The sequence below is a fragment of the Brachybacterium sp. sponge genome, assembly GCF_001613775.1.
Classification (GTDB): Bacteria; Actinomycetota; Actinomycetes; order Actinomycetales; family Dermabacteraceae; genus Brachybacterium; species Brachybacterium conglomeratum.
Map to the genome: position 1 here is coordinate 959,414 of NZ_LRMP01000002.1, position 19,067 is coordinate 978,480.

The following is a 19,067-nucleotide window of genomic DNA, read 5'->3' on the forward strand; positions in this document are numbered from 1 at the left end:
CACCTCCACGTAGAACCTCAGGGACACGCCTTCATGACCGCAACGCCTGCGCTCGATCACGACTCCTTCGTCCGCCGCCACGTCGGCACCGACCCCGGCGCACAGCGCCACATGCTCGAGGTCCTGGGCTACGAGTCCCTGGACGAGATGCTGCGGGCGGCGGTGCCCTCCACGATCCTGCTGGACGAGGAGGCGCTCGACGCGACCTCCGTCCCCGACGGGATCACCGAGCCCGCCGCGCTCGAGGAGCTCCGCGCCCTCGCGGACCGCAACACCACGCGCCGCTCCCTGATCGGCCTCGGCTACCACGGCACCCACACCCCCGCCGTCATCCAGCGCAACGTGCTGGAGAACCCCGCCTGGTACACCGCCTACACCCCGTACCAGCCCGAGATCTCGCAGGGCCGACTCGAGGCCCTGCTGACCTTCCAGACCATGGTCTGCGACCTCACCGGGATGGAGGTCTCCAACGCCTCCACCCTCGACGAGGCGACCTCCGCGGCGGAGGCGCTGATGCTCGCCCGCCGCACCGCGAAGCGCAACGGGAACGTCTTCCTCGTCGACACCGACGCGCTGCCGGCCACCAGGGCGGTGCTGCAGGGCCGCGCCGACGGGCTCGGCATCGAGCTGCGCGAGGTCGACTTCCGCACGGACGGCGCCCCCGAGGGCGACTACTTCGGCGCCCTGATCCAGTACCCCGGCGCTTCCGGCCGCATCTGGGACCCGCGCGACGTCATCGCCGAGGTGAGGTCCACCAAGGCCGTCGCGATCGTCGCCGCGGACCTGCTCTCCCTGACCATGCTCGCCTCCCCGGGGTCGCTCGGCGCCGACGTCACCGTCGGCACCACCCAGCGCTTCGGCATTCCACTCGGCTTCGGCGGCCCGCACGCCGGCTTCGTCGCCGTGCGCAAGGGCCTCGAGCGGCAGCTGCCCGGCCGCCTGGTCGGCGTCTCCCGCGACGCCGACGGCAACCCCGCCTACCGCCTCTCCCTGCAGACCCGCGAGCAGCACATCCGCCGCGACAAGGCCACCAGCTCCATCACCACCGCGCAGGTGCTGCTGGCCGTGATGGCCGCGATGTACGCCGTCTACCACGGCCCCGAGGGACTGACCCGGATCGGTCGCACCGTCGCCGACCGCACCGCCTCCCTCGCCGACCTCCTGCGCCGCAGCGGCTTCGAGCTGGTCGCGGAGTCCTTCTTCGACACTCTCGAGGTGCGGGCCACCGGCACCGCCTCCGACATCGCCGCCTCCCTGCGCGAGGCCGGGTTCCTGGTCCGCGTGCTCGGCGACGACGTGGTCCACCTGTCGCTGGACGAGACGATCACCGCCGCGGACCTGCAGGCGATCGCCGCGGCCTTCGCCCCGCACGCCCCGACCCCCGGCCAGGAGCTCGCCGAGGTCGGCTCCGGCGCCGGCTGGGACGGCCTGGTGCGCGAGGACCCCTTCCTGCGCCACCCGGTGTTCTCGTCCTTCCGCTCCGAAACCGCGATGATGCGCTACCTGCGCCGCCTCTCCGACCGGGACTTCGCGCTGGACCGCGGGATGATCCCGCTGGGCTCGTGCACGATGAAGCTCAACGCCGCCACCGAGATGGCCGGCATCACCTGGGCCGAGTTCAACGGGATCCATCCCTTCGCGCCGGCCGAGGACGTGACGGGATATCTCGACCTCATCACCCAGCTCGAGACCTGGCTGACGGACCTGACCGGCTACGACACGGTCTCCCTGCAGCCCAACGCCGGCTCGCAGGGCGAGTTCGCGGGACTGCTGGCGATCCGCGCCTATCACGCCTCCCGCGGCGAGTCCTCCCGCGAGGTGTGCCTCGTGCCGAGCTCCGCCCACGGCACCAACGCCGCCAGCGCCGTGAACGCGGGCCTGCGCGTCGTGGTCGTCGCCTCGGACGCGAAGGGCAACATCGACCTCGAGGACCTCAAGCAGAAGATCAAGGACCACGGCGACGAGCTCGCCGCCATCATGATCACCTACCCCTCCACGCACGGCGTGTACGAGGAGGAGGTGCGCACCGTGTGCGAGCTCGTGCACGACGCGGGCGGCCAGGTCTACGTCGACGGCGCGAACCTCAACGCGCTGCTGCAGGTGGCGCGTCCCGGCGAGTTCGGCGGCGACGTCTCCCACCTGAACCTCCACAAGACCTTCTGCATCCCGCACGGCGGCGGCGGTCCCGGCGTCGGCCCCGTCGCGGCGAAGGCGCACCTGGCGCCGTTCCTGCCCGGTCACCCCGAGATCCAGCGCGAGTCGCACCCGGTCGCCGGGGCGGGGGAGCAGGCCCACGGCGGCGCGCCCGTGTCGCAGGCGCCCTACGGCTCGCCCTCGATCCTCCCGATCACCTGGACGTACATCCGACTGATGGGGCCGGACGGGCTGCGCCACGCGACCGCCTCGGCGGTGCTCGCGGCGAACTACATGGCCCGCCGACTCTCCGAGTCCTACGAGATCCTGTACACCGGCGAGAACGGGCTGGTCGCCCACGAGTGCATCGTGGACCTGCGCCCCTTCACCGAGCGCACCGGGATCACCGTCGACGACGTCGCCAAGCGAATCATCGACTACGGCTTCCACGCCCCGACCATGTCCTTCCCCGTCGCCGGGACGCTCATGGTCGAGCCCACCGAGTCCGAGGACCTCGCCGAGATCGACCGCTTCGTCGAGGCGATGCTGATGATCGCGAAGGAGGCCGACGAGGTGCTCGCCGGCACCTGGCCCGCCGAGGACAACCCCCTGGTGAACGCGCCGCACACTGCCTCGTCGATCGCAACGGGGGAGTGGACCCACCCCTACTCCCGCGAGATCGCCGTCTACCCCGGCTCCTGGACCGCGCCCGAGGACGACTCCGTCCACGACAGCGCCCAGATGCGGATCCAGTCGAAGTACTGGCCGCCGGTGCGTCGCATCGACCAGGCCTGGGGCGACCGCAACCTGGTGCCCACCTGGCCGCTGGACTGACCTCGGCCGACCCCGCCCCACGCCCGCCCGGACCGCTCCTGCGGCCCGGGCGGGCGTGTTCGTGAACTGCTGTGACGGCCCGGCTCGTGTCCGGGCCGCCCCTGCTCCTAGGCTCGGCCCATGACCGAGATCCTCACCACCCACGCCGGCTCCCTGCCCCGCAGCCCGGAGCTCATCGCCGCCAACGCCGCCCGCCCCGTCGGCGAGGACGGGCTGACCCCTGCCCCCACCGACGAGTTCCGCGAGGTGCTGCGCCAGGCCGTCGTCGACGTCGTCGCGAAGCAGCGCGAGATCGGGATCTCGATCCCCAACGACGGCGAGCACGGGCACCTGATGGGCTCGGCCGTGAACTACGGCTCCTGGTGGTCCTACATCTTCGACCGGGTCAGCGGCCTGCAGATCACGGGCAGCGACCACCTCTCCTCCGAGCCGGTGCGCTCCACCCCCGGGAACGTGCGCCTGACCACCTTCCCCGATCGCCGGGACTGGACGCTCTTCGCGGAGGCGTACCAGGACCCGACCTCGGGCATCACCGTCGGCTCCCAGCCCACCTTCCCCGCCGCGACCTCCGCGATCGCCTACTCCGAGACCGGTCGCGAGCTGGTCGCGCAGGACGTGGCGAACTTCCGCGCCGCGCTCGACTCCGCCGGCTTCACGAACGGCTACCTCGCCGCGCTGTCCCCGGGCTCCGGCTCCCGCATCAACGACGACCACTACGGCGACGAGGACGCCTTCCTCGACGCCTGGGTCGAGGTGATGCGCCCCGAGTACGAGGCGATCGCCGCCGAGGGCCTGACCGTGCAGATCGACGACCCCTCGATCGCCGAGAACTGGGACCAGATCAACCCCGAGCCCTCCGTCGCCGACTACGTCGAGTTCACCCGCAAGCGCGTCGACGCCGTCAACCGGGCGCTGGTGAACGTGCCGACCGAGCAGACCCGCTTCCACCTGTGCTGGGGCTCCTGGCACGGCCCGCACACCACCGACATCGAGTTCCGCCACATCGCACCGCTGCTGCCCGAGATCGACGCGAAGTACTACTCCTTCGAGGCCGCCAACGTGCGCCACGAGCACGAGTGGACCGTGTGGCAGGACCTCGAGCTGCCGGAGGACAAGGTGATCGTCCCCGGCATCGTCTCCCACGCCACCAACGTCGTCGAACACCCCGAGTTGGTCGCCCAGCGCCTGGAGCGCTTCGCTCGGATCGTGGGCCCCGAGCGGGTGATCGGCTCGACCGACTGCGGACTCGGCGGGCGCATCCACCCGCAGATCGCCTGGGCGAAGCTCGCCTCGCTCGTGGAGGGCGCGGCCCTCGCCTCCGCCCGGCTGTGAGGTCGGCGCGCCGCTGAGCCCCGCGGGGTCCCCACCGGAGACGGCCGGGACCCCGCGCCGGGGCCCCGGGCGGGGGCGAGAGTTCACCGCCTGGTCGACGACGCGTCACGCCCCCGTGGCGCCGCGGAGACCCGGGCGGCGGATCATCGGGGGCGTGAGGATCCTCGTCGTCGCCGAATCGTTCCTGCCGCACATGAACGGGGTCACCAACTCGGTGCTCCGCGTCGTCGACCACTTCGCCGCCTCGGGCGATGATCCCGGGATCATCGCCCCGAAGTGGCCCGGGGCCGACAAGCACCTGCGCACCTCCTGCGGACGCAGGGTCCGGGTGCGCCGCATCGCCTCCGCCCCCATGCCGGGCTACACCGAGGTGCGCATCGCCACCACCAGCGCCGCCACCCTGCGCCGCCGCATCGACGAGTTCGCGCCCGACGTCATCCACCTCGCCTCGCCGATGATCCTCGGCGGCCGCGCCGTGGTCGCGGCGCAGAAGGCCGGGGTGCCGACGGTCGCCGTGTACCAGACCGACATCCCCGGCTACACGGCCCGCTACGGCATGCCCTTCCTCGAGAACGCCTCCTGGCAGCTGCTGCGTGACGTGCACAACCGCGCCACCCTCAACCTCGCCCCGTCCACCGCGACCCGCGACCAGATGCTCGAGCACGGCATCGAGCGGGTCCACCTGTGGCGGCGCGGCGTGGACACCTCGCTGTTCTCCCCCTCGCTGCGCAGCGCGAAGCTGCGGGCCCGCTACGCCGATCCGGAGGAGAAGCTCGTGGTCTACGTGGGCCGGCTCGCCCCCGAGAAGCAGGTCGCCGATCTGCGCGTGCTGCACGACATGCCCGGGGTGCGCCTGCTGATCGTCGGCGACGGCCCCGAGCGGGACGCCCTGCGCCGCGACATGCCCCGGGCGCGCTTCGCCGGCTTCCGCTCCGGCACGGACCTCGCCGCGCACCTCGCCAGCGCCGACCTCTTCGTCCACCCCGGCGAGCTCGAGACCTTCGGGCAGACGATCCAGGAGGCCATGGCCTCCGGCCTGCCCGTCATCGCACCGCGCCGCGGAGGACCGGTGGACCTGGTCACTCCGAGCCGCACCGGCTGGCTGTACACCCCGGGGATGCTCGACGAGCTCCGCGACCGCGCCGCTGACCTGCTCTTCGACGACGCGAAGCGCGAGGCCTTCGGCACGGCGGCGCTGGAGTCCGTGCGCAAGCGCACCTGGCCGGTGCTCAGCGAGCAGCTGCGCGGCTACTACCGCCGGGCGATCGAGGAGCACGCCGGAGTGCCCGCCCGCTGAGCCGCCGTCACATTCCGCCACACAGCTCGCGAGGAGGGGCTGCCGCGGGGTGGACTGAGTCCTGTCGCCGATCGGCGGCACGTGACCCGGCTCCACTGCGGAAAGGACAACATCATGGCGCAGCGCACTCGTCGCCCGCTCATCGGCGTGACCGCGGGGACCCGCACCATGATGTCCGGCGCCTGGGAGGGTCACGACGCCGTCGTCGTCAACGAGCACTACGTCCGCGCCCTGCGCGAGGCCGGCGCCCGGCCCGTGATCCTGTCCCCGCAGGACCCCTGGACCGAGGAGGAGCTCGCCGAGCTCGACGGCCTGGTCCTCACCGGCGGCACCGACCTCGACCCCGCGGCCTGGGGCGAGGACGCGCTCGGGACCGACATGACCCCGGACCCGGCCCGCGACGCCTTCGAGACGGCGCTCTACCGCACCGCCCGAGAAGTCGGCGTGCCCGTGCTCGGGATCTGCCGCGGCCTGCAGATCATCACGATCGCCGAGGGTGGCCGACTGCACCGCCACCTCCCCGAGGACGTCCCCGCCCATCCCACCACCGGGCTCGCCCCCACCGCGGTCGACGTCGAGATCGACGCCGCCAGCGACCTCGCCCTCGCCCTCGGCACCTCGGCCCGGGTCACCGCCTTCCACCACCAGGGCGTGCGCGAGGTCCGCGGCGACCTGCGCATCGTCGCCCGGCACGCGAGCGGCCTCCCGCTCGCGGTCGAGGCCGCCTCGGGCACGGGCGTGATCGGGGTGCAGTGGCATCCCGAGATCGACGGCGAGAGGGGCGCTGCGGTGTTCGAGAGCCTGCTCACCGCGATCCGGCACCGGGACGTGGCCGCGAGCAGCCGCGCACTGGTCTAGGATGGTCCTGGTCGCCCGCGCCTGATGACGGGCGCCGTGGACGCCGCACCGCCGGTCGCGGACCGGCAGAGTCAGGAAAGAAGGCAGCATGAGCAACGAGCACGTCGCGGACACCACCCGCGCGCGGGTGCACGAGGACGAGAACATGACCTCGAAGGGCAACAACGTCGTCCTGTCGGTGGTGCTGTTCCTCGTGCTGTTCGGCCTGTTCGCCGCCGGCCTCTACGTGATGGCGATGTTCACCGCCGTGACCTTCATCGCGGGCCTGGCCATGTGCCTGGTGGCGCTGTTCGGCACCTTCGACCTGGTGCCGCGCTTCCTCACCTGAGCTCCCGCTCCTCATCCTCCACCGTGCCCGGCAGCCCTCGCGGCGGCCGGGCACGGTCATGTCCGGGGACGCTCCAGCCCGGCCCGACCGCCCGGGAGAGCCCCTGCGAGGATCCGGCGTGACGCAGCCCCCGTCGTGACGGACAATGGTGCATCGTGAACGCTCACTCCCCGTCGGCCGACGACGCCCTCCGCCCCTCCGTGCCGCGCGACGCGATGCTCGCGCGCCGGGCGGTCTCGCTGATCTTCTTCCTCAACGGCGCCTCCTTCTGCGCGATCCTGCCGCGGTATCCCGAGCTGGTGGAGTCGATCGGGCTGAGCAACACCGCCTTCGGTCTCGCGGTGGGGCTGGGGCCGCTCGGCGGGCTGCTCGCGGGGCTGTTCGCCGCCCGGCTGATGTCCCGCTTCGGCTCGGCCCGCACCTCCGTGGCCTTCCAGCTGCTCGCCTCGACCTCTCACCTGGCGATCTACGTCTCCGGCTCCTGGCTGTGGCTGACGGCCGCGCTGCTGCTGGCCCAGGCCGCCGACGCGCTCACCGACATCTCCATGAACGCGCACGGCATGCGGGTCGAGCGCCGCTACCGACGCTCCATCATGAACAGCTACCACGGCTGGTGGTCGCTCGGCGCGGTCCTCGGCGGGCTGCTCGGCGCGGCCGCCGCGCAGGTCGGACTGCCGCTGTGGGCGCAGGGCGTGGCGGGCCTGATCGTCTTCGGCGCGCTCGTGCTGGGCTCCTACCGGTTCCTGCTCCCGGGCGACGACTCGACCGAGCGCGCGCCGGCCGCCGCGACGGAGGGCACCGGTGGGGCATCGAGCGACTCCCCGGCGGGTCCGTCGGCCGCCTCCGCCGCCGAGGTGCCGCCGGTCGCGCCCGCGGGGCGGCGCATCGCGGGGATGGGCCTGCGCTCGCTGGGGCTTGTGGCGGCGCTGGGCATGGTGCTCGTGTTCGCGGGGTCGACCGAGGACGCCGGCAACACCTGGGGCGCGCTGTTCATGCGCTCCACCTTCGAGGCGACCCCGTTCCTGGCCGGCATGGCCTTCGTCGCCCTCCAGGGCGCCCAGACGATCGGCCGCTTCACCGGCGACGCGATCGTGGACCGGCTCGGCGACCGCGTCACCGCCCGCGTCGGCGCCCTCATCGCCCTGGTCGGGATGAGCATCGCCCTGCTGCTGCCCAGCCCGGCGACCGCGCTGCTCGGCTTCGCGGCGGCGGGCTGGGGGATCGCCACCCTGTTCCCGGCGGCCTTCCGCACGGCCGACAACCTCCCGGGCGTGCCCTCCGGCGTCGGCATCACGGTGGTGGGCTGGTTCGCGCGGCTCGGCTTCTTCCTCACCCCGCCGCTCGTCGGCGCGCTCGCGGACGCGCTGACGCTGCGCTACGCGCTGTGGCTGGTGCCGATCTACGCGCTGGGGATCCTCGCGTTCTCCGGGGTCCTCTCCACCCGCCGGACCGCGGCGCAGGGCTGAGGATCCCGAGGCCGGGGCGGGGCGAGGCGGCGGGGAGCCGCCAGGAGGGGCCGGTGCGGAGTCGGACGGACGGGGCGGGGTCTCGCCGCTCAGATCCGGTCGATGTCCCCCGCGCCCTCACGGGCGATCACGGGCTCGGACCCGGTGAGGTCCACGACGGTGGTCGGCTCGATCCCCACCTCGCCGGAGTCGATGATCACGTCGACCTGCCCGCCCAGCAGGTCCTGCACCACCCAGCCCTCCGAGGGCGGGTCCTCCTGCCCGGGCAGCAGCAGCGTCGAGGACAGGATCGGCTCGCCGAGCGCCTCGACCAGCGCATGGGCCACCCGGTGATCGGGGATCCGCACCCCGACGGTGTGCTTCTTGGGATGGGCCATCTTGCGCGGCACCTCCCGGGTCGCGGGGAGGATGAAGGTGTACGGCCCCGGGGTCGCGTTCTTGACCAGGCGGAAGGTCGGGTTGGAGACCAGCACGTACTGCCCCAGCTGGGCGAAGTCCGCGCAGACGAGCGTGAAGTGGTGGTCCTTGCCGACCTGGCGGATGCGACGGATCCGCTCGAGGCCGTCCGCGTCCCCGAGACGGCAGCCCAGCGCGTAGCAGGAGTCCGTCGGATAGGCGATCAGGCCGCCCTCCTCGAGCGCGGCGACCGCCTGCTCGATCAGGCGGGGCTGCGGATCCTCCGGATGGATGTCGAGATACTTCGCGGAGCGACGTGATCTGGCCATGCCCGATGGTACGCCCGCACGGAGCGGGCGGGGCGGTCCCGCGCGGGCAGGGCGCGCGTCGGGGCCGGCGCCGGGGCGGGCACGGGCCGGGTCAGGCGACGACCACGAACTCCCGGCCGATCCACTTGGTGCGCCGCAGGCGCACCACCGCGCTGACCGGGAGCGGCCCCATGATGTGCGGGTAGCCGCGGCCCTTCCCGTCGACGTCGGCCTCGATGTCCACGGCGATGCCGGCCGCCTCGACCCGGCCCACGTCGATCTCGAGGATCACGAGGTCCGAGGGGCGGTCGGGGTAGATGCGCTTGGCGACCTTCGAGACCTGCTCGGGCCAGGAGGCGTGGAGGAAGCCCTCCTCGGCGAGGTCCCTGCCGCGGGTCGCGCGGGTGTAGACGCCCTCCGGGACCGCCGCCTCCCAGGCGGCCGACTCGGTGATGTGCCAGATCAGGGGCGAGGGCATGAGCGGCAGTGTACCGTGACCGGCATGGATGAGACCTCCGCCGACCAGGGCGCGGTGCGCCTGGTCCACGACGACGATCGCGACCGCTTCGCCGCCCTCGAGGGCGAGACCGTCGTGGCCGTCCTCGCCTTCGAGGACGAGGACGAGGTGCGCGACCTGCGCTCGACCGTCGTCGCCCCGGACCGCTCGGGGCGCGGGATCGGCTCGGCGATCGTCCGCTTCGCCCTCGAGGAGACCCGCGCCCGAGGGTTGAAGGTCCGCCCCACCTGCTGGTTCGTCCGCGGCTTCATCGAGCGTCATCCCGAGTACGCGGATCTGCTGGAGGACCCCGGGACGACCCCTTCGACCACCTGACAGGAGTGACGTTGACCTACCGCATCCTCACCGTCTGCACCGGCAACATCTGCCGCTCGCCCATGGCCGAGTACGCGCTGCGCGAGGCCGTCGAGGCGGAGGGCCTCGCCGGGGAGGTGGAGATCGCCTCCGCCGGCACCACCGGCTGGGAGAGCGGCAACCCGATCGATCCGCGCGCCGGGGCGCTGCTGCGCGAGCACGGGATCGACCCCTCCGGCCACCGGGCCCGACGGATGGATCCCGAGGAGCTGAGGAGCGCGGATCTCGTGCTCGCCCTGGACCACGACCACGTCGACCCGATCCGTTCGGTGCTCGGCGCCGACCGGGCGGCCGAGACGCTGCGCATGGTCCGCGACTTCGCCCCCGAGCCCGTCGAGGACACCGGCATCCGTGATCCCTGGTACGGCGACGAGAGCGACTTCGAGCTCACATGGGAGCAGATCACCGAGGCCGTCGACGGGATCCTCGACCACGCGCGGGCCGGACTCGAGCAGGGCGCGCAGGACGGGGTCAGGCGGTGACCGCCGCGACCCCACAGCCCGGCGACCCGGCAGGCGCGAGCCAGGAGGCCGACGGGGGAGCGGGCGCGCCTCGGGGCGCCTCCGGGCCGACGGATGCGCCGCTCGGCGCCCTCGCCACCGCCGCGGCCCTGCGCTCCGGCGAGCTCGATCCCGTCTCCCTCGCCGAGGCGGCGCTCGACGGCGCCCGCACCGTCGGCGCCGAGGTCGGGGCCTTCGCCCACGTCCTCGAGGAGCTCACCCTCGCCCAGGCCCGCGAGGCGGGGGAGCACCTGGAAGCGGCCCGCACCGACGGCGCCCTCGGGGAGCTCTCCCGCAGCCACCCCCTGCTCGGGGTGCCGATGCCGATCAAGGACCTCACCCAGCTCGCCGGCGCCCCCTTCGAGGCCGGCAGCGCGGCGCTGCGCGGGAACATCGCCACGCGCACCGACGGGGTCGCGCAGCGTCTGCTCGACGGCGGCACCCTCACCGTCGGCAAGACCACGACCCCCGAGTTCGGGATGCCCTGCTACACCGAGCCCGCGACCGGCGCGCCGGCCCGCACCCCCTGGGACCTGCGCCGCACCGCCGGAGGATCCAGCGGCGGCGCCGCCGCCGCGGTCGCCAGCGGCATCGTGCCGATCGCCCACGGCTCCGACGGCGGCGGCTCGGTGCGGATCCCCGCCGCCTGCTGCGGGATCGTGGGGCTGAAGCCGTCCCGCGGCCTCGTCTCGCCCGGACCGTACGGCGGCGAGGGGATGGGGCTGGTCACCGACGGGGTCCTCGCCCGCGAGGTGCGCGATCTCGCGGCGGGCCTCGACCTGATCGCCGGGCCCCGCCCCGGCGACTTCATGCCGGCCCCCGCCCACGAGGGGACCTATCTCGCACGGCTCGAGCAGGGCGCGGCGCCGCGGGGGCTGCGCATCGGCGTGCTGTGCGAGCCGCTGGCCGCGGACACCGAGGTGCACCCGGCCGCGCTCGCCGGCCTCGAGCGGGCCGTGCGCCTGCTGGAGGACCTCGGGCACAGCACGCAGGAGATCCCCGCCCCGTTCACCCCGGAGCAGTGGACCGCCTTCATGCCGCTGTGGACCGTCGGCGCGGCAAGCATCCCGCTCGAGCCCGCGCAGGAGGGGCAGCTGCTGGAGCTGACCCGCTGGCTGCGCGAGCAGGGCAGGGCATACACGGGCGTCGACCTCGCCGCCGCGTTCAGCGGGGTGCAGGCCCTCGCCCGCGGCACCCTCGAGGACTTCGCCTCCTTCGACGTGGTGCTCACCCCGTCCCTCGCGGCCCCGCCCGCGTTCCCGGAGACGCTCCAGCTCGCCGACGGCGCCGAGGACTTCGCCGCCCAGTGCGCCTTCACCCCGTGGACCAGCACCTGGAACATGCTCGGCACCGCCGCGCTCTCGGTGCCGCTGCACCGCGAAGCGGTGGACGGCGTGGAGCTGCCCTTCGGCGTCCAGCTCGGCGCCACGCGGCCCGGCGACGAGCCGCTCCTGCTCGCCCTCGCCGCCCAGCTCGAGGCGCACGACCCGTGGCCGCTCGTGCGGACGCCGCACGCGGCATGAGCGACGGGGGAACGGGCCCGGCCTCCGGGACCGGGGCCTCGTCGGGCCCGACGTCGGTGCGGCTGGACGTGTGGCTGTGGAGCGCCCGGCTGATGCCCACGCGCTCGGCCGCGACGGCCGCCTGCCGCGGCGGCCATGTGCGCCGCAACGGCGAGCCGGTCAAGGCCGCCCAGCGGATCTCCGTCGGCGACGAGCTGCGGGTGCGCTCCCCGGGCCGGGAGAAGATCGTGGTCGTCACGAGGATCCTCACCAAGCGCGTCGGCGCCCCCATCGCGCGTGAGGCCTACGAGGACCACAGCCCGGAGCCGGTCCCGCAGCTCGCCGCGGCGCCGCCCCGCCGTGAGCGGGGCACCGGCCGTCCCACGAAGCGCGAGCGGCGCCAGTTCGAGCGCCTGCGCGGCCGCGACCAGCACCCCTGGAGCGAGGACGAGCGCTGACCCGTCGTCCTTCACGGCACAGGCCCCGCCCCCGGTGATCGGGGGCGGGGCCTGTGGCGTGAGGGCTGTGCCCTGGTCGTGACGGCGCTGCTCAGCGGGCGTGGGAGAGCAGCTCCTGGCGGTTGCTGGTCAGGCGCTGCAGGAGGTTCCGCTCGATCTGGACGACCTTCGGGTTCGCGCCGTCGGCCAGGAGGCGCTGGCGGATCGAGGCGAGGTCCGCGCTCTCGCGGATGAACCTCTTCATCACGGGCTTCGCGCCGATCTGGGTGGCCCAGCGCTTGCCCTCGCGGCGCCCCTTCCAGGTCGCGAGCATGTCGACCTCCTCGTGGGTCAGCCAGCCCTGGTTCGCGTAGTCGCCCAGGCGCACGCGGGTCAGCCGGGACTCGTCCCAGATCAGCACGACGATGAACACCAGGAAGCAGCAGGAGAGGAGGAACTTCGCGCCGTACATGAGGACCGTCATCCCGAGGCCGCCGCCGAGGCCGGCGGTGAAGTTCCACGCCGCGTGCAGCAGCATGCCGGGGATCAGCGCGGGGATGAACACCAGGAAGCCCATGATGGAGCCCCACTTGCGGGCCACGAAGCCGACGATGACGCCGGTGCAGGCGGTGTAGATCGCGTGGCCGAAGATGTTCCCCAGCCCGCGCAGCAGGAACAGGAACAGCACGCCGTAGCCGCCCGCCTCCTCGAGGATCCGGGTGTAGTAGATGATGTTCTCGGTGAAGGCGAACCCGCCGCCGATCAGGGAGCCGTAGATCAGCCCGTCCAGCGGCCCGTTGAAGTAGCGGCGCGCCAGCAGCATCAGCACGAGCAGGCCCGCGCCCTTGGTGGTCTCCTCCACCAGCGGCGCGCTGATCACGGGGCCGGCGAACGCGACGGCCGCCTCGCTGCCGGTGACCATGTAGACCAGCAGGCTGTTGAGGGAGTTGATCCAGTAGCTGCCGAAGGCCGCGATCGCCGCGCCCCAGAACACCGCGATGAGCAGCAGCGGGAAGGGCTGCGGGTCCCATCGGTCGGCCAGGAACATCACCAGGCCGATCACCACCAGGGAGATCCCGGCGAGGAAGGCGGTCACCGGCCACCAGGCCGGGCTCGAGCTCGCGGTGAGCACGAACTCGAGGAAGAAGTAGCCCAGCACCAGCAGCAGGGCGAAGCCGAGCACGATCAGCGAGATCCACACCAGGATGCTCACCGCGGGCAGCTGCGTGGGGTTCTGCGAGACCTCGTGCACCCGACGGGTCTGGGTTGACCAGGCCGACTGCGGCTGGGCCTGGTCGGGGCGCTGGATCTGCGCCGGCGCGAAGCGCGCGGCGGTCAGGCCCGAGGCAGGACGCACCGAGGTGTCGTAGGCCCGGGGATTGCCGTAGTCGATGTAGCGCGGCTGCTGCTGGAAGGACGGTGCCCCGGGCGCGGACTGCGTCGCTCCCGGCCGCGGGCGACCGTTGGGCATGTACTGGCCGCCCTGCGGCGGGTAGGGGGACTGGGACATGGAGGCCTCGGTCTCTGGAGGAGGTGCGGGGATGCAGGCGGGGCCGACGCCCCCGTCGGCGTCGGTTCCCCTGGACGGACGGTGCGCGGCTCCGGGTCGATGCTACAGGGGAGACGCGCCGCACACCCGGGCGCCGGGCCGCCTGTGGACGAGCTCCCGTCCCTGCGGCTCGACGACCGCGAAGTTGAGCGGAATAGACTCAACCCTGTCGACGTTGACCCCATCGAGCAGGGATGATCATCCCGAGACCACCGCCCGGAAGGGCCCGCACAGCAGAAGGAGCACCGTGGAGTTCAAGTTCACCACCCGCTCGCAGGAGGCCGTCACCGCGGCAGCGGAGAAGGCCGTCGAGCTCGGCAACCCCCAGATCAGCTCGATGCACCTGCTGTGGGCGCTCGCCGGGCAGGTCGACGGGATCGCCCGCGCCGCGCTCGAGGCCGTCGGCGTCGATCCCCTGGACGTGATCCGCCGCGCGGAGCAGGCGATCGAATCCCTGCCCCGCGTCTCCGGCGGGGGCGCGGAGTCCTCGCCCACCTTCGTCGGCACCGGCTACGACGCCCTCGAGGCGGCGCGCCACGAGGCCGACGCCGCCCACCGCACCTACCTGTCCACCGAGCATCTGCTAATCGGCATCGCACTCGGCAAGGACGCGGCCTCGAGGCTGCTCAGCAGCGTCGGCGCCACCCCACGAGCTCTCCGCGATGCCGTCCGCACACTCACCCCAGGAGATGACCGCATGAATCAGATGGACTCCCAGAACCCCGAGGGCACCTTCCAGAGCCTCGAGAAGTTCGGCATCGACCTCACCGAGCAGGCCCGCGAGGGACGCCTCGACCCGGTGATCGGACGCGACGCCGAGATCCGCCGCGTCGTGCAGGTGCTCAGCCGCCGCACGAAGAACAACCCCGTCCTGATCGGCGAGCCCGGCGTGGGCAAGACCGCCGTGGTCGAGGGTCTCGCCCAGCGCATCGTCGCCGGCGACGTCCCCGACTCTCTGCGCGGCAAGCGCCTGATCTCCCTGGACCTCTCCTCGATGGTCGCCGGCTCCAAGTACCGCGGCGAGTTCGAGGAGCGGATGAAGGCGGTCCTGGAAGAGATCCGCACCAGCAACGGCCAGATCATCACCTTCATCGACGAGCTGCACACCGTGGTCGGCGCGGGCGGCTCCGGCGACGGCTCGATGGACGCCGGCAACATGCTCAAGCCCATGCTCGCCCGCGGCGAGCTGCGCATGGTCGGCGCGACCACGCTGGACGAGTACCGCGAGAACATCGAGAAGGACCCCGCGCTCGAGCGCCGCTTCCAGCAGGTGCTGGTGGGGGAGCCGAGCGTCGAGGACACCGTGACGATCCTGCGCGGTCTGAAGGACAAGTACGAGGCGCACCACAAGGTCACCATCACCGACTCCGCACTGGTCGCCGCTGCCTCCCTCTCCGACCGGTTCATCGCCGGGCGCCAGCTGCCGGACAAGGCGATCGACCTGGTGGACGAGGCCGCCTCGCGCCAGCGCATGGAGCTGGACTCCTCCCCCGAGGAGCTGGACATCCTGCGGCGCCAGGTGGACCGGCTGAAGATGGAGGAGCTCGCGCTCGCCGGGAGCGACGACCCGGGCTCGCTGGCCCGCCTGGACTCCGTCCGCTCCCAGCTCGCCGACCGCACCGAGGCGATGCAGGAGCTCTCCGCCCGCTGGGAGCGCGAGAAGGCCGGGCTGAACCTGGTCGGCGATCTCAAGGCGCAGCTCGAGCAGCTGCGGATGCAGGCCGACCGAGCGCAGCGCGAGGGCGACCTCACTGCGGCCTCCAAGATCCTCTACGGCGACATCCCCTCGCTCAAGCAGCAGCTGCGCGAGGCCGAGGAGCAGGAGGGCCGCGCAGAGGGCGAGGACGAGCGGCCGATGGTCGCCGACCATGTCGGCCCCGATGACATCGCCGAGGTGGTCGCCGCCTGGACGGGCATCCCCGCCGGGCGTCTGATGCAGGGGGAGACGGAGAAGCTGCTGCAGATGGAGCAGCTGATCGGCAAGCGGCTGATCGGGCAGGAGCGTGCGGTCTCCGAGGTCTCCGACGCGGTGCGCCGGGCCCGGGCCGGGATCTCCGACCCGAACCGTCCCACCGGCTCGTTCCTGTTCCTGGGCCCGACGGGCGTGGGCAAGACCGAGCTGGCCAAGGCGCTGGCCGAGTTCCTCTTCGACGACGAGCGGGCGATGATCCGCATCGACATGTCGGAGTACTCCGAGAAGCACACCGTCGCACGGCTGGTCGGAGCGCCCCCGGGCTATGTCGGCTACGACGAGGGCGGCCAGCTCACCGAGGCGGTGCGGCGACGCCCCTACTCGGTGGTGCTGCTGGACGAGATCGAGAAGGCGCACCCTGACGTGTTCGACGTGCTGCTGCAGGTGCTCGACGACGGCCGGCTCACCGACGGACAGGGCCGGACCGTGGACTTCCGCTCCACGATCCTGATCCTCACCTCGAACCTCGGCGCCCATGCTCTGCAGGATGCGGCGCTGACCGAGCAGGAGAAGCACGACCGTGTGATGCAGGTGGTGCGCGCCTCCTTCAAGCCCGAGTTCCTCAACCGGCTCGACGACATCGTGCTGTTCGACGCGCTCTCCCGCGAGCAGCTCGGCAGCATCGTCACCCTGCAGATCCAGGAGGTCGCGGAGCGTCTGGCCGAGCGGCGCATCGCGCTGCAGGTCGACGAGGCGGCCACGCGCTGGCTCGCCGAGGAGGGCTTCGACCCGATGTACGGAGCGCGGCCGCTCAAGCGCCTGGTGCAGAAGGAGATCGGCGACGGCCTCGCCCGCCTGATCCTGCGCGGCCAGGTGCAGGACGGCCAGACGGTCACGGTCACCACCGCGGCCGACGGTGACGGGCTCGTGCTCGGCACGTCTGTCGAGGACGACGTCCCTGCATCCCGGGAGGAATGACCTCGGCACCTCTCTGCGGGATCGAGGTCCCGGTGCGGGCTCAGCCCTGCACCGGGACCTCGTCATGCTCGGTCAAGCGTTCTCGGACTTCGTCAGTCCCGTGAGTTCCAGACGCCGCTGGCCTGGTTCAGGAAACCTGTCGGGCCGAAGGCCGAGAACGTCGTCCACCCGGCGACTCCGCCGCCCGAGGTGATCAGGTTGTCCATCGTGCCTTCGTCCTCGAAACCCAGCAGGTGCGAGATATCGCCCCCGACCTTCTCGCCGTAGCGCGCGCCGAAGCTCTCCTCCTGGATCTGTCCCCACTTCTCGAAGGGGGAGGTGGCGTCCTCGCCGGGACCGGTGAACTCCTCGTTCGCCATGGATCCGAGAGCCGCGACCGGGTGGGGAGCAGCACCCCAGACGATCTCGAAGCCATCGCCGATCGCAAGGCCGGTCTCGCCCGCGGCGAGGTGCTGGTACATCTCTTCCATCTCGGGGTACACGTTGACTCCGGCGGCGACTCCTTTCGTCAGTCGCCGCGCCCAGGTGGGCAGCTCCCGAGAGTCGCCGACCTTGTCCGCGACCTTGTTGAAGATCTCCTTCGAGACCTCCCGGAACTTCTCCTCGGCATCCGAGGTTCCGTCGGAGCTGGACAGGCCACCGAAGATCCGGCGTATTCGGTCGAGAGGGGTCGGGCCACCCGGTCCGGCATCGGCACCCGCACCGCCGCCGGACGACGCTTCATCCTGCTCCTCGGCCTCCTGCTCGAGTCGGGAACCACGCTCGGCGACGTCCGATGCGGTCACGTCGGCCTGCTGCACGAGGCGCTCGAAGTCGGAACGGAAGCGGTCGGCGTCCGGTCCCTGCCAGTCGACCGCGCTCACGACACCGGACAGGGTGGTCAGCAGCGTCTCGAGCGACTCGGCTCCTCGCTCGAAGGCGGAGGCGGTCTCGCGCAGCTGATCGGTGTCGGCACCCTGGAAGGTCATGGCGCAATATCATGCCGCGCTGCGTCGCAGCGGTCGATGGGACTGCTTCCCATGCCGAGCCGGGGCGTCACGTCGGAGATGCACGGCTCTGTCCCGCGTGTCAGCCCTGCGGATCCCAGGGCATCGGCGCGTAGCGACGTCGTGCGTCGTACCAGGTCTCCCCGTCGGTGTGGGTCTCGCGGAAGTCCGTGAGGCCCTCGACGTCCTCCCGGACCGTGGCCTCGGCGCTCTCCAGCCCGGCAGCCGCCTCCGGGCTGATCCCGCGGACCGCGTCGGCCCCCTCGCCGAGCAGATCCGCGCCCGACTCCGCATATGCCGGGATCGGCGTGATCGTGAGCAGATCCGCGGAGTTCTCCGCGCTGCGGTACAGCCCGCGCTCGCCGGCGCGCGCGGCCGCGGCGAGGTCGCCCTCGCCGACGGCGGCGGTCACCTCGGAGCCGGTCTGGAGGACGTTCGCCCAGCTCCGATCGAGGACTCCCGCCAGCTGGCCGGCGGTGGAGCCCTCGCCCAGCACCGGTTCGGTCACGGTGTGGGGAACTCGCGCCACGCGGGCCAGGGGCTCGAAGACCGTGCCGTCGGCCGCCTCGTCGAGGCGATCGTTGAGGTGCCCGAGCTCCTCGTGCAGGCCGAGCGCGGTCTGGATCTGACCGGCGACCGGGACGGAGCCGAGGGCGAGCTCGCGGTCGCCGCGCGCCTCGGCGACGATCTCCGGATCGAGTGCGAACTGCTCACCCTCGGGCAGAGGTCCCGACACTGCGGGCGGCGGAGGGGACGGCATGAAGGGCCCGCCGATCCACGGACCCCAGCCGCCGCTCGGCGTCGGGATCGAGGGCAGCGGATCCAGCGGGTCCGCCGGAGCCATCGGGCCTCCGACCCACGGACCCCAGCCACCGGGCGGCGTCGGCAGGCCGCGCAGGCCGCGGAGTCCGGGCAGCGGGTCGAGCGGATCCGCCGGTGCCATCGGGCCGCCGATCCAGCGGCCGGGATCCTCGAAGACCCCCTCGCCGCCCCCGTCCCCGGGGAGCTCGGCCCGCACCGCCGCTCCGGGGTCGAGCTCCGAGGCCCGCTCCTGCTCCCACGCATGGCGTCTCAGCTCCAGCGCCTTCGCGCGCAGGTCGGCGCCGGCGGCGAGGCCGTGCTCGGCCATCGTCGCGGTGCGGTGACGGTGGGCGTCGGCGTCCGGGCCGGTCCAGTCGACCGACTCGACGGCCTCGCGCAGCAGCTCGATCAACTGGATCAGGCGCAGCGCGCCCTCGCGCACCCGCTCGGCCAGATCGTCCAGGGTCTCGGTGTCGCATCCGCAGAAGGTGTCCATGGCGCGAGGCTAGGGATCGCTCGGTCCGCGCCGCCCGGGGCCGGGCCTCGATGTGGACGACGGCCGGATGTGGAGGAACGGTC

Annotated in this window: 16 protein-coding genes; 11 read left to right on the forward strand and 5 right to left on the reverse strand. The window is 72.6% G+C overall.

Going from position 1 to position 19,067, the window contains the following annotated elements; genetic code table 11:
• Positions 1-33: 33 nt before the first annotated feature.
• The 6 genes from gcvP (at position 34) to A4A78_RS12285 (ending at position 8,248) form a co-directional block, all read left to right on the forward strand.
• On the forward strand, positions 34-2,967 hold the full coding sequence (gene gcvP, locus A4A78_RS12260; RefSeq protein ID WP_062949587.1) for an aminomethyl-transferring glycine dehydrogenase: 2,934 nt from the start codon (positions 34-36) through the stop codon (positions 2,965-2,967).
• Between the two features lie 120 nt (positions 2,968-3,087).
• Positions 3,088-4,299 carry a cobalamin-independent methionine synthase II family protein gene (locus A4A78_RS12265; protein WP_062949589.1) on the forward strand — a complete coding sequence of 404 codons (1,212 nt, stop codon included), beginning with the start codon at positions 3,088-3,090 and terminating at the stop codon, positions 4,297-4,299.
• Positions 4,300-4,453: 154 nt separating this feature from the next.
• Complete coding sequence (locus tag A4A78_RS12270) at positions 4,454-5,596, forward strand: glycosyltransferase family 1 protein (RefSeq protein ID WP_062949591.1); 1,143 nt, start codon at positions 4,454-4,456, stop codon at positions 5,594-5,596.
• A 114-nt stretch (positions 5,597-5,710) separates the two neighbouring features.
• Entirely contained in the window at positions 5,711-6,454 is a 744-nt protein-coding gene (locus A4A78_RS12275; RefSeq protein ID WP_062949593.1) for a gamma-glutamyl-gamma-aminobutyrate hydrolase family protein, read from the forward strand.
• An 88-nt stretch (positions 6,455-6,542) separates the two neighbouring features.
• Entirely contained in the window at positions 6,543-6,782 is a 240-nt protein-coding gene (locus tag A4A78_RS12280) for a hypothetical protein (RefSeq protein WP_062949595.1), read from the forward strand.
• Positions 6,783-6,937: 155 nt separating this feature from the next.
• Positions 6,938-8,248: an MFS transporter gene (locus A4A78_RS12285; protein WP_062949597.1), complete on the forward strand. Its 1,311-nt coding sequence runs from the start codon at positions 6,938-6,940 to the stop codon at positions 8,246-8,248.
• 89 nt (positions 8,249-8,337) lie between these two features.
• Here the strand turns inward: A4A78_RS12285 and A4A78_RS12290 are convergent, their stop codons facing one another.
• Positions 8,338-8,973 (reverse strand): L-threonylcarbamoyladenylate synthase, encoded by a 636-nt coding sequence (locus A4A78_RS12290; protein WP_062949599.1) that lies wholly within the window; start codon positions 8,971-8,973, stop codon positions 8,338-8,340.
• A 91-nt stretch (positions 8,974-9,064) separates the two neighbouring features.
• Entirely contained in the window at positions 9,065-9,430 is a 366-nt protein-coding gene (locus A4A78_RS12295) for a DUF952 domain-containing protein (RefSeq protein ID WP_010551005.1), read from the reverse strand.
• A gap of 24 nt (positions 9,431-9,454) precedes the next feature.
• Between A4A78_RS12295 and A4A78_RS12300 the strand changes: the two genes are divergently transcribed.
• Genes A4A78_RS12300 through A4A78_RS12315 form a run of 4 tightly spaced genes read left to right on the forward strand, consistent with a single transcriptional unit; the run spans position 9,455 to position 12,283 of the window.
• Positions 9,455-9,784, forward strand: coding sequence for a GNAT family N-acetyltransferase (locus A4A78_RS12300; RefSeq protein WP_062949601.1), 330 nt, complete (start codon positions 9,455-9,457; stop codon positions 9,782-9,784).
• Between the two features lie 11 nt (positions 9,785-9,795).
• Entirely contained in the window at positions 9,796-10,305 is a 510-nt protein-coding gene (locus tag A4A78_RS12305; protein ID WP_062949603.1) for a low molecular weight protein-tyrosine-phosphatase, read from the forward strand.
• On the forward strand, positions 10,302-11,846 hold the full coding sequence (locus tag A4A78_RS12310) for an amidase (protein WP_062949605.1): 1,545 nt from the start codon (positions 10,302-10,304) through the stop codon (positions 11,844-11,846). The genes A4A78_RS12305 and A4A78_RS12310 overlap by 4 nt, the downstream gene beginning before the upstream one ends.
• Positions 11,843-12,283 carry an RNA-binding S4 domain-containing protein gene (locus A4A78_RS12315; protein WP_062949893.1) on the forward strand — a complete coding sequence of 147 codons (441 nt, stop codon included), beginning with the start codon at positions 11,843-11,845 and terminating at the stop codon, positions 12,281-12,283. The genes A4A78_RS12310 and A4A78_RS12315 overlap by 4 nt, the downstream gene beginning before the upstream one ends.
• 91 nt (positions 12,284-12,374) lie before the next feature.
• Here the strand turns inward: A4A78_RS12315 and A4A78_RS12320 are convergent, their stop codons facing one another.
• A complete protein-coding gene (locus tag A4A78_RS12320; RefSeq protein WP_062949607.1) occupies positions 12,375-13,772 on the reverse strand; it encodes a PrsW family intramembrane metalloprotease in 1,398 nt (465 codons plus the stop codon).
• Between the two features lie 286 nt (positions 13,773-14,058).
• On the opposite strand from A4A78_RS12320, the gene clpB reads away from it, so the two are divergent.
• Positions 14,059-16,701 (forward strand): ATP-dependent chaperone ClpB, encoded by a 2,643-nt coding sequence (gene clpB, locus A4A78_RS12325; protein ID WP_062949609.1) that lies wholly within the window; start codon positions 14,059-14,061, stop codon positions 16,699-16,701.
• Between the two features lie 92 nt (positions 16,702-16,793).
• Here the strand turns inward: clpB and A4A78_RS12330 are convergent, their stop codons facing one another.
• A complete protein-coding gene (locus A4A78_RS12330; RefSeq protein WP_062949611.1) occupies positions 16,794-17,669 on the reverse strand; it encodes a WXG100 family type VII secretion target in 876 nt (291 codons plus the stop codon).
• Positions 17,670-17,769: 100 nt separating this feature from the next.
• Positions 17,770-18,984, reverse strand: a complete 1,215-nt coding sequence (locus tag A4A78_RS12335) for a hypothetical protein (RefSeq protein ID WP_062949613.1) — start codon at positions 18,982-18,984, stop codon at positions 17,770-17,772.
• Between the last annotated feature and the right edge of the window lie 83 nt (positions 18,985-19,067).

Excerpts from the sequence above, each read along its gene's own strand:
- A4A78_RS12290 (WP_062949599.1), bottom strand. The coding sequence starts at position 8,973 with ATGGCCAGATCACGTCGCTCCGCGAAGTATCTCGACATCCATCCGGAG.
- A4A78_RS12330 (WP_062949611.1), bottom strand. The coding sequence starts at position 17,669 with ATGACCTTCCAGGGTGCCGACACCGATCAGCTGCGCGAGACCGCCTCC.
- A4A78_RS12335 (WP_062949613.1), bottom strand. The coding sequence starts at position 18,984 with ATGGACACCTTCTGCGGATGCGACACCGAGACCCTGGACGATCTGGCC.
- gcvP (WP_062949587.1), top strand. The coding sequence starts at position 34 with ATGACCGCAACGCCTGCGCTCGATCACGACTCCTTCGTCCGCCGCCAC.
- A4A78_RS12315 (WP_062949893.1), top strand. The coding sequence starts at position 11,843 with ATGAGCGACGGGGGAACGGGCCCGGCCTCCGGGACCGGGGCCTCGTCG.
- A4A78_RS12265 (WP_062949589.1), top strand. The coding sequence starts at position 3,088 with ATGACCGAGATCCTCACCACCCACGCCGGCTCCCTGCCCCGCAGCCCG.
- A4A78_RS12320 (WP_062949607.1), bottom strand. The coding sequence starts at position 13,772 with ATGTCCCAGTCCCCCTACCCGCCGCAGGGCGGCCAGTACATGCCCAAC.
- A4A78_RS12295 (WP_010551005.1), bottom strand. The coding sequence starts at position 9,430 with ATGCCCTCGCCCCTGATCTGGCACATCACCGAGTCGGCCGCCTGGGAG.
- A4A78_RS12280 (WP_062949595.1), top strand. The coding sequence starts at position 6,543 with ATGAGCAACGAGCACGTCGCGGACACCACCCGCGCGCGGGTGCACGAG.
- A4A78_RS12300 (WP_062949601.1), top strand. The coding sequence starts at position 9,455 with ATGGATGAGACCTCCGCCGACCAGGGCGCGGTGCGCCTGGTCCACGAC.
- A4A78_RS12275 (WP_062949593.1), top strand. The coding sequence starts at position 5,711 with ATGGCGCAGCGCACTCGTCGCCCGCTCATCGGCGTGACCGCGGGGACC.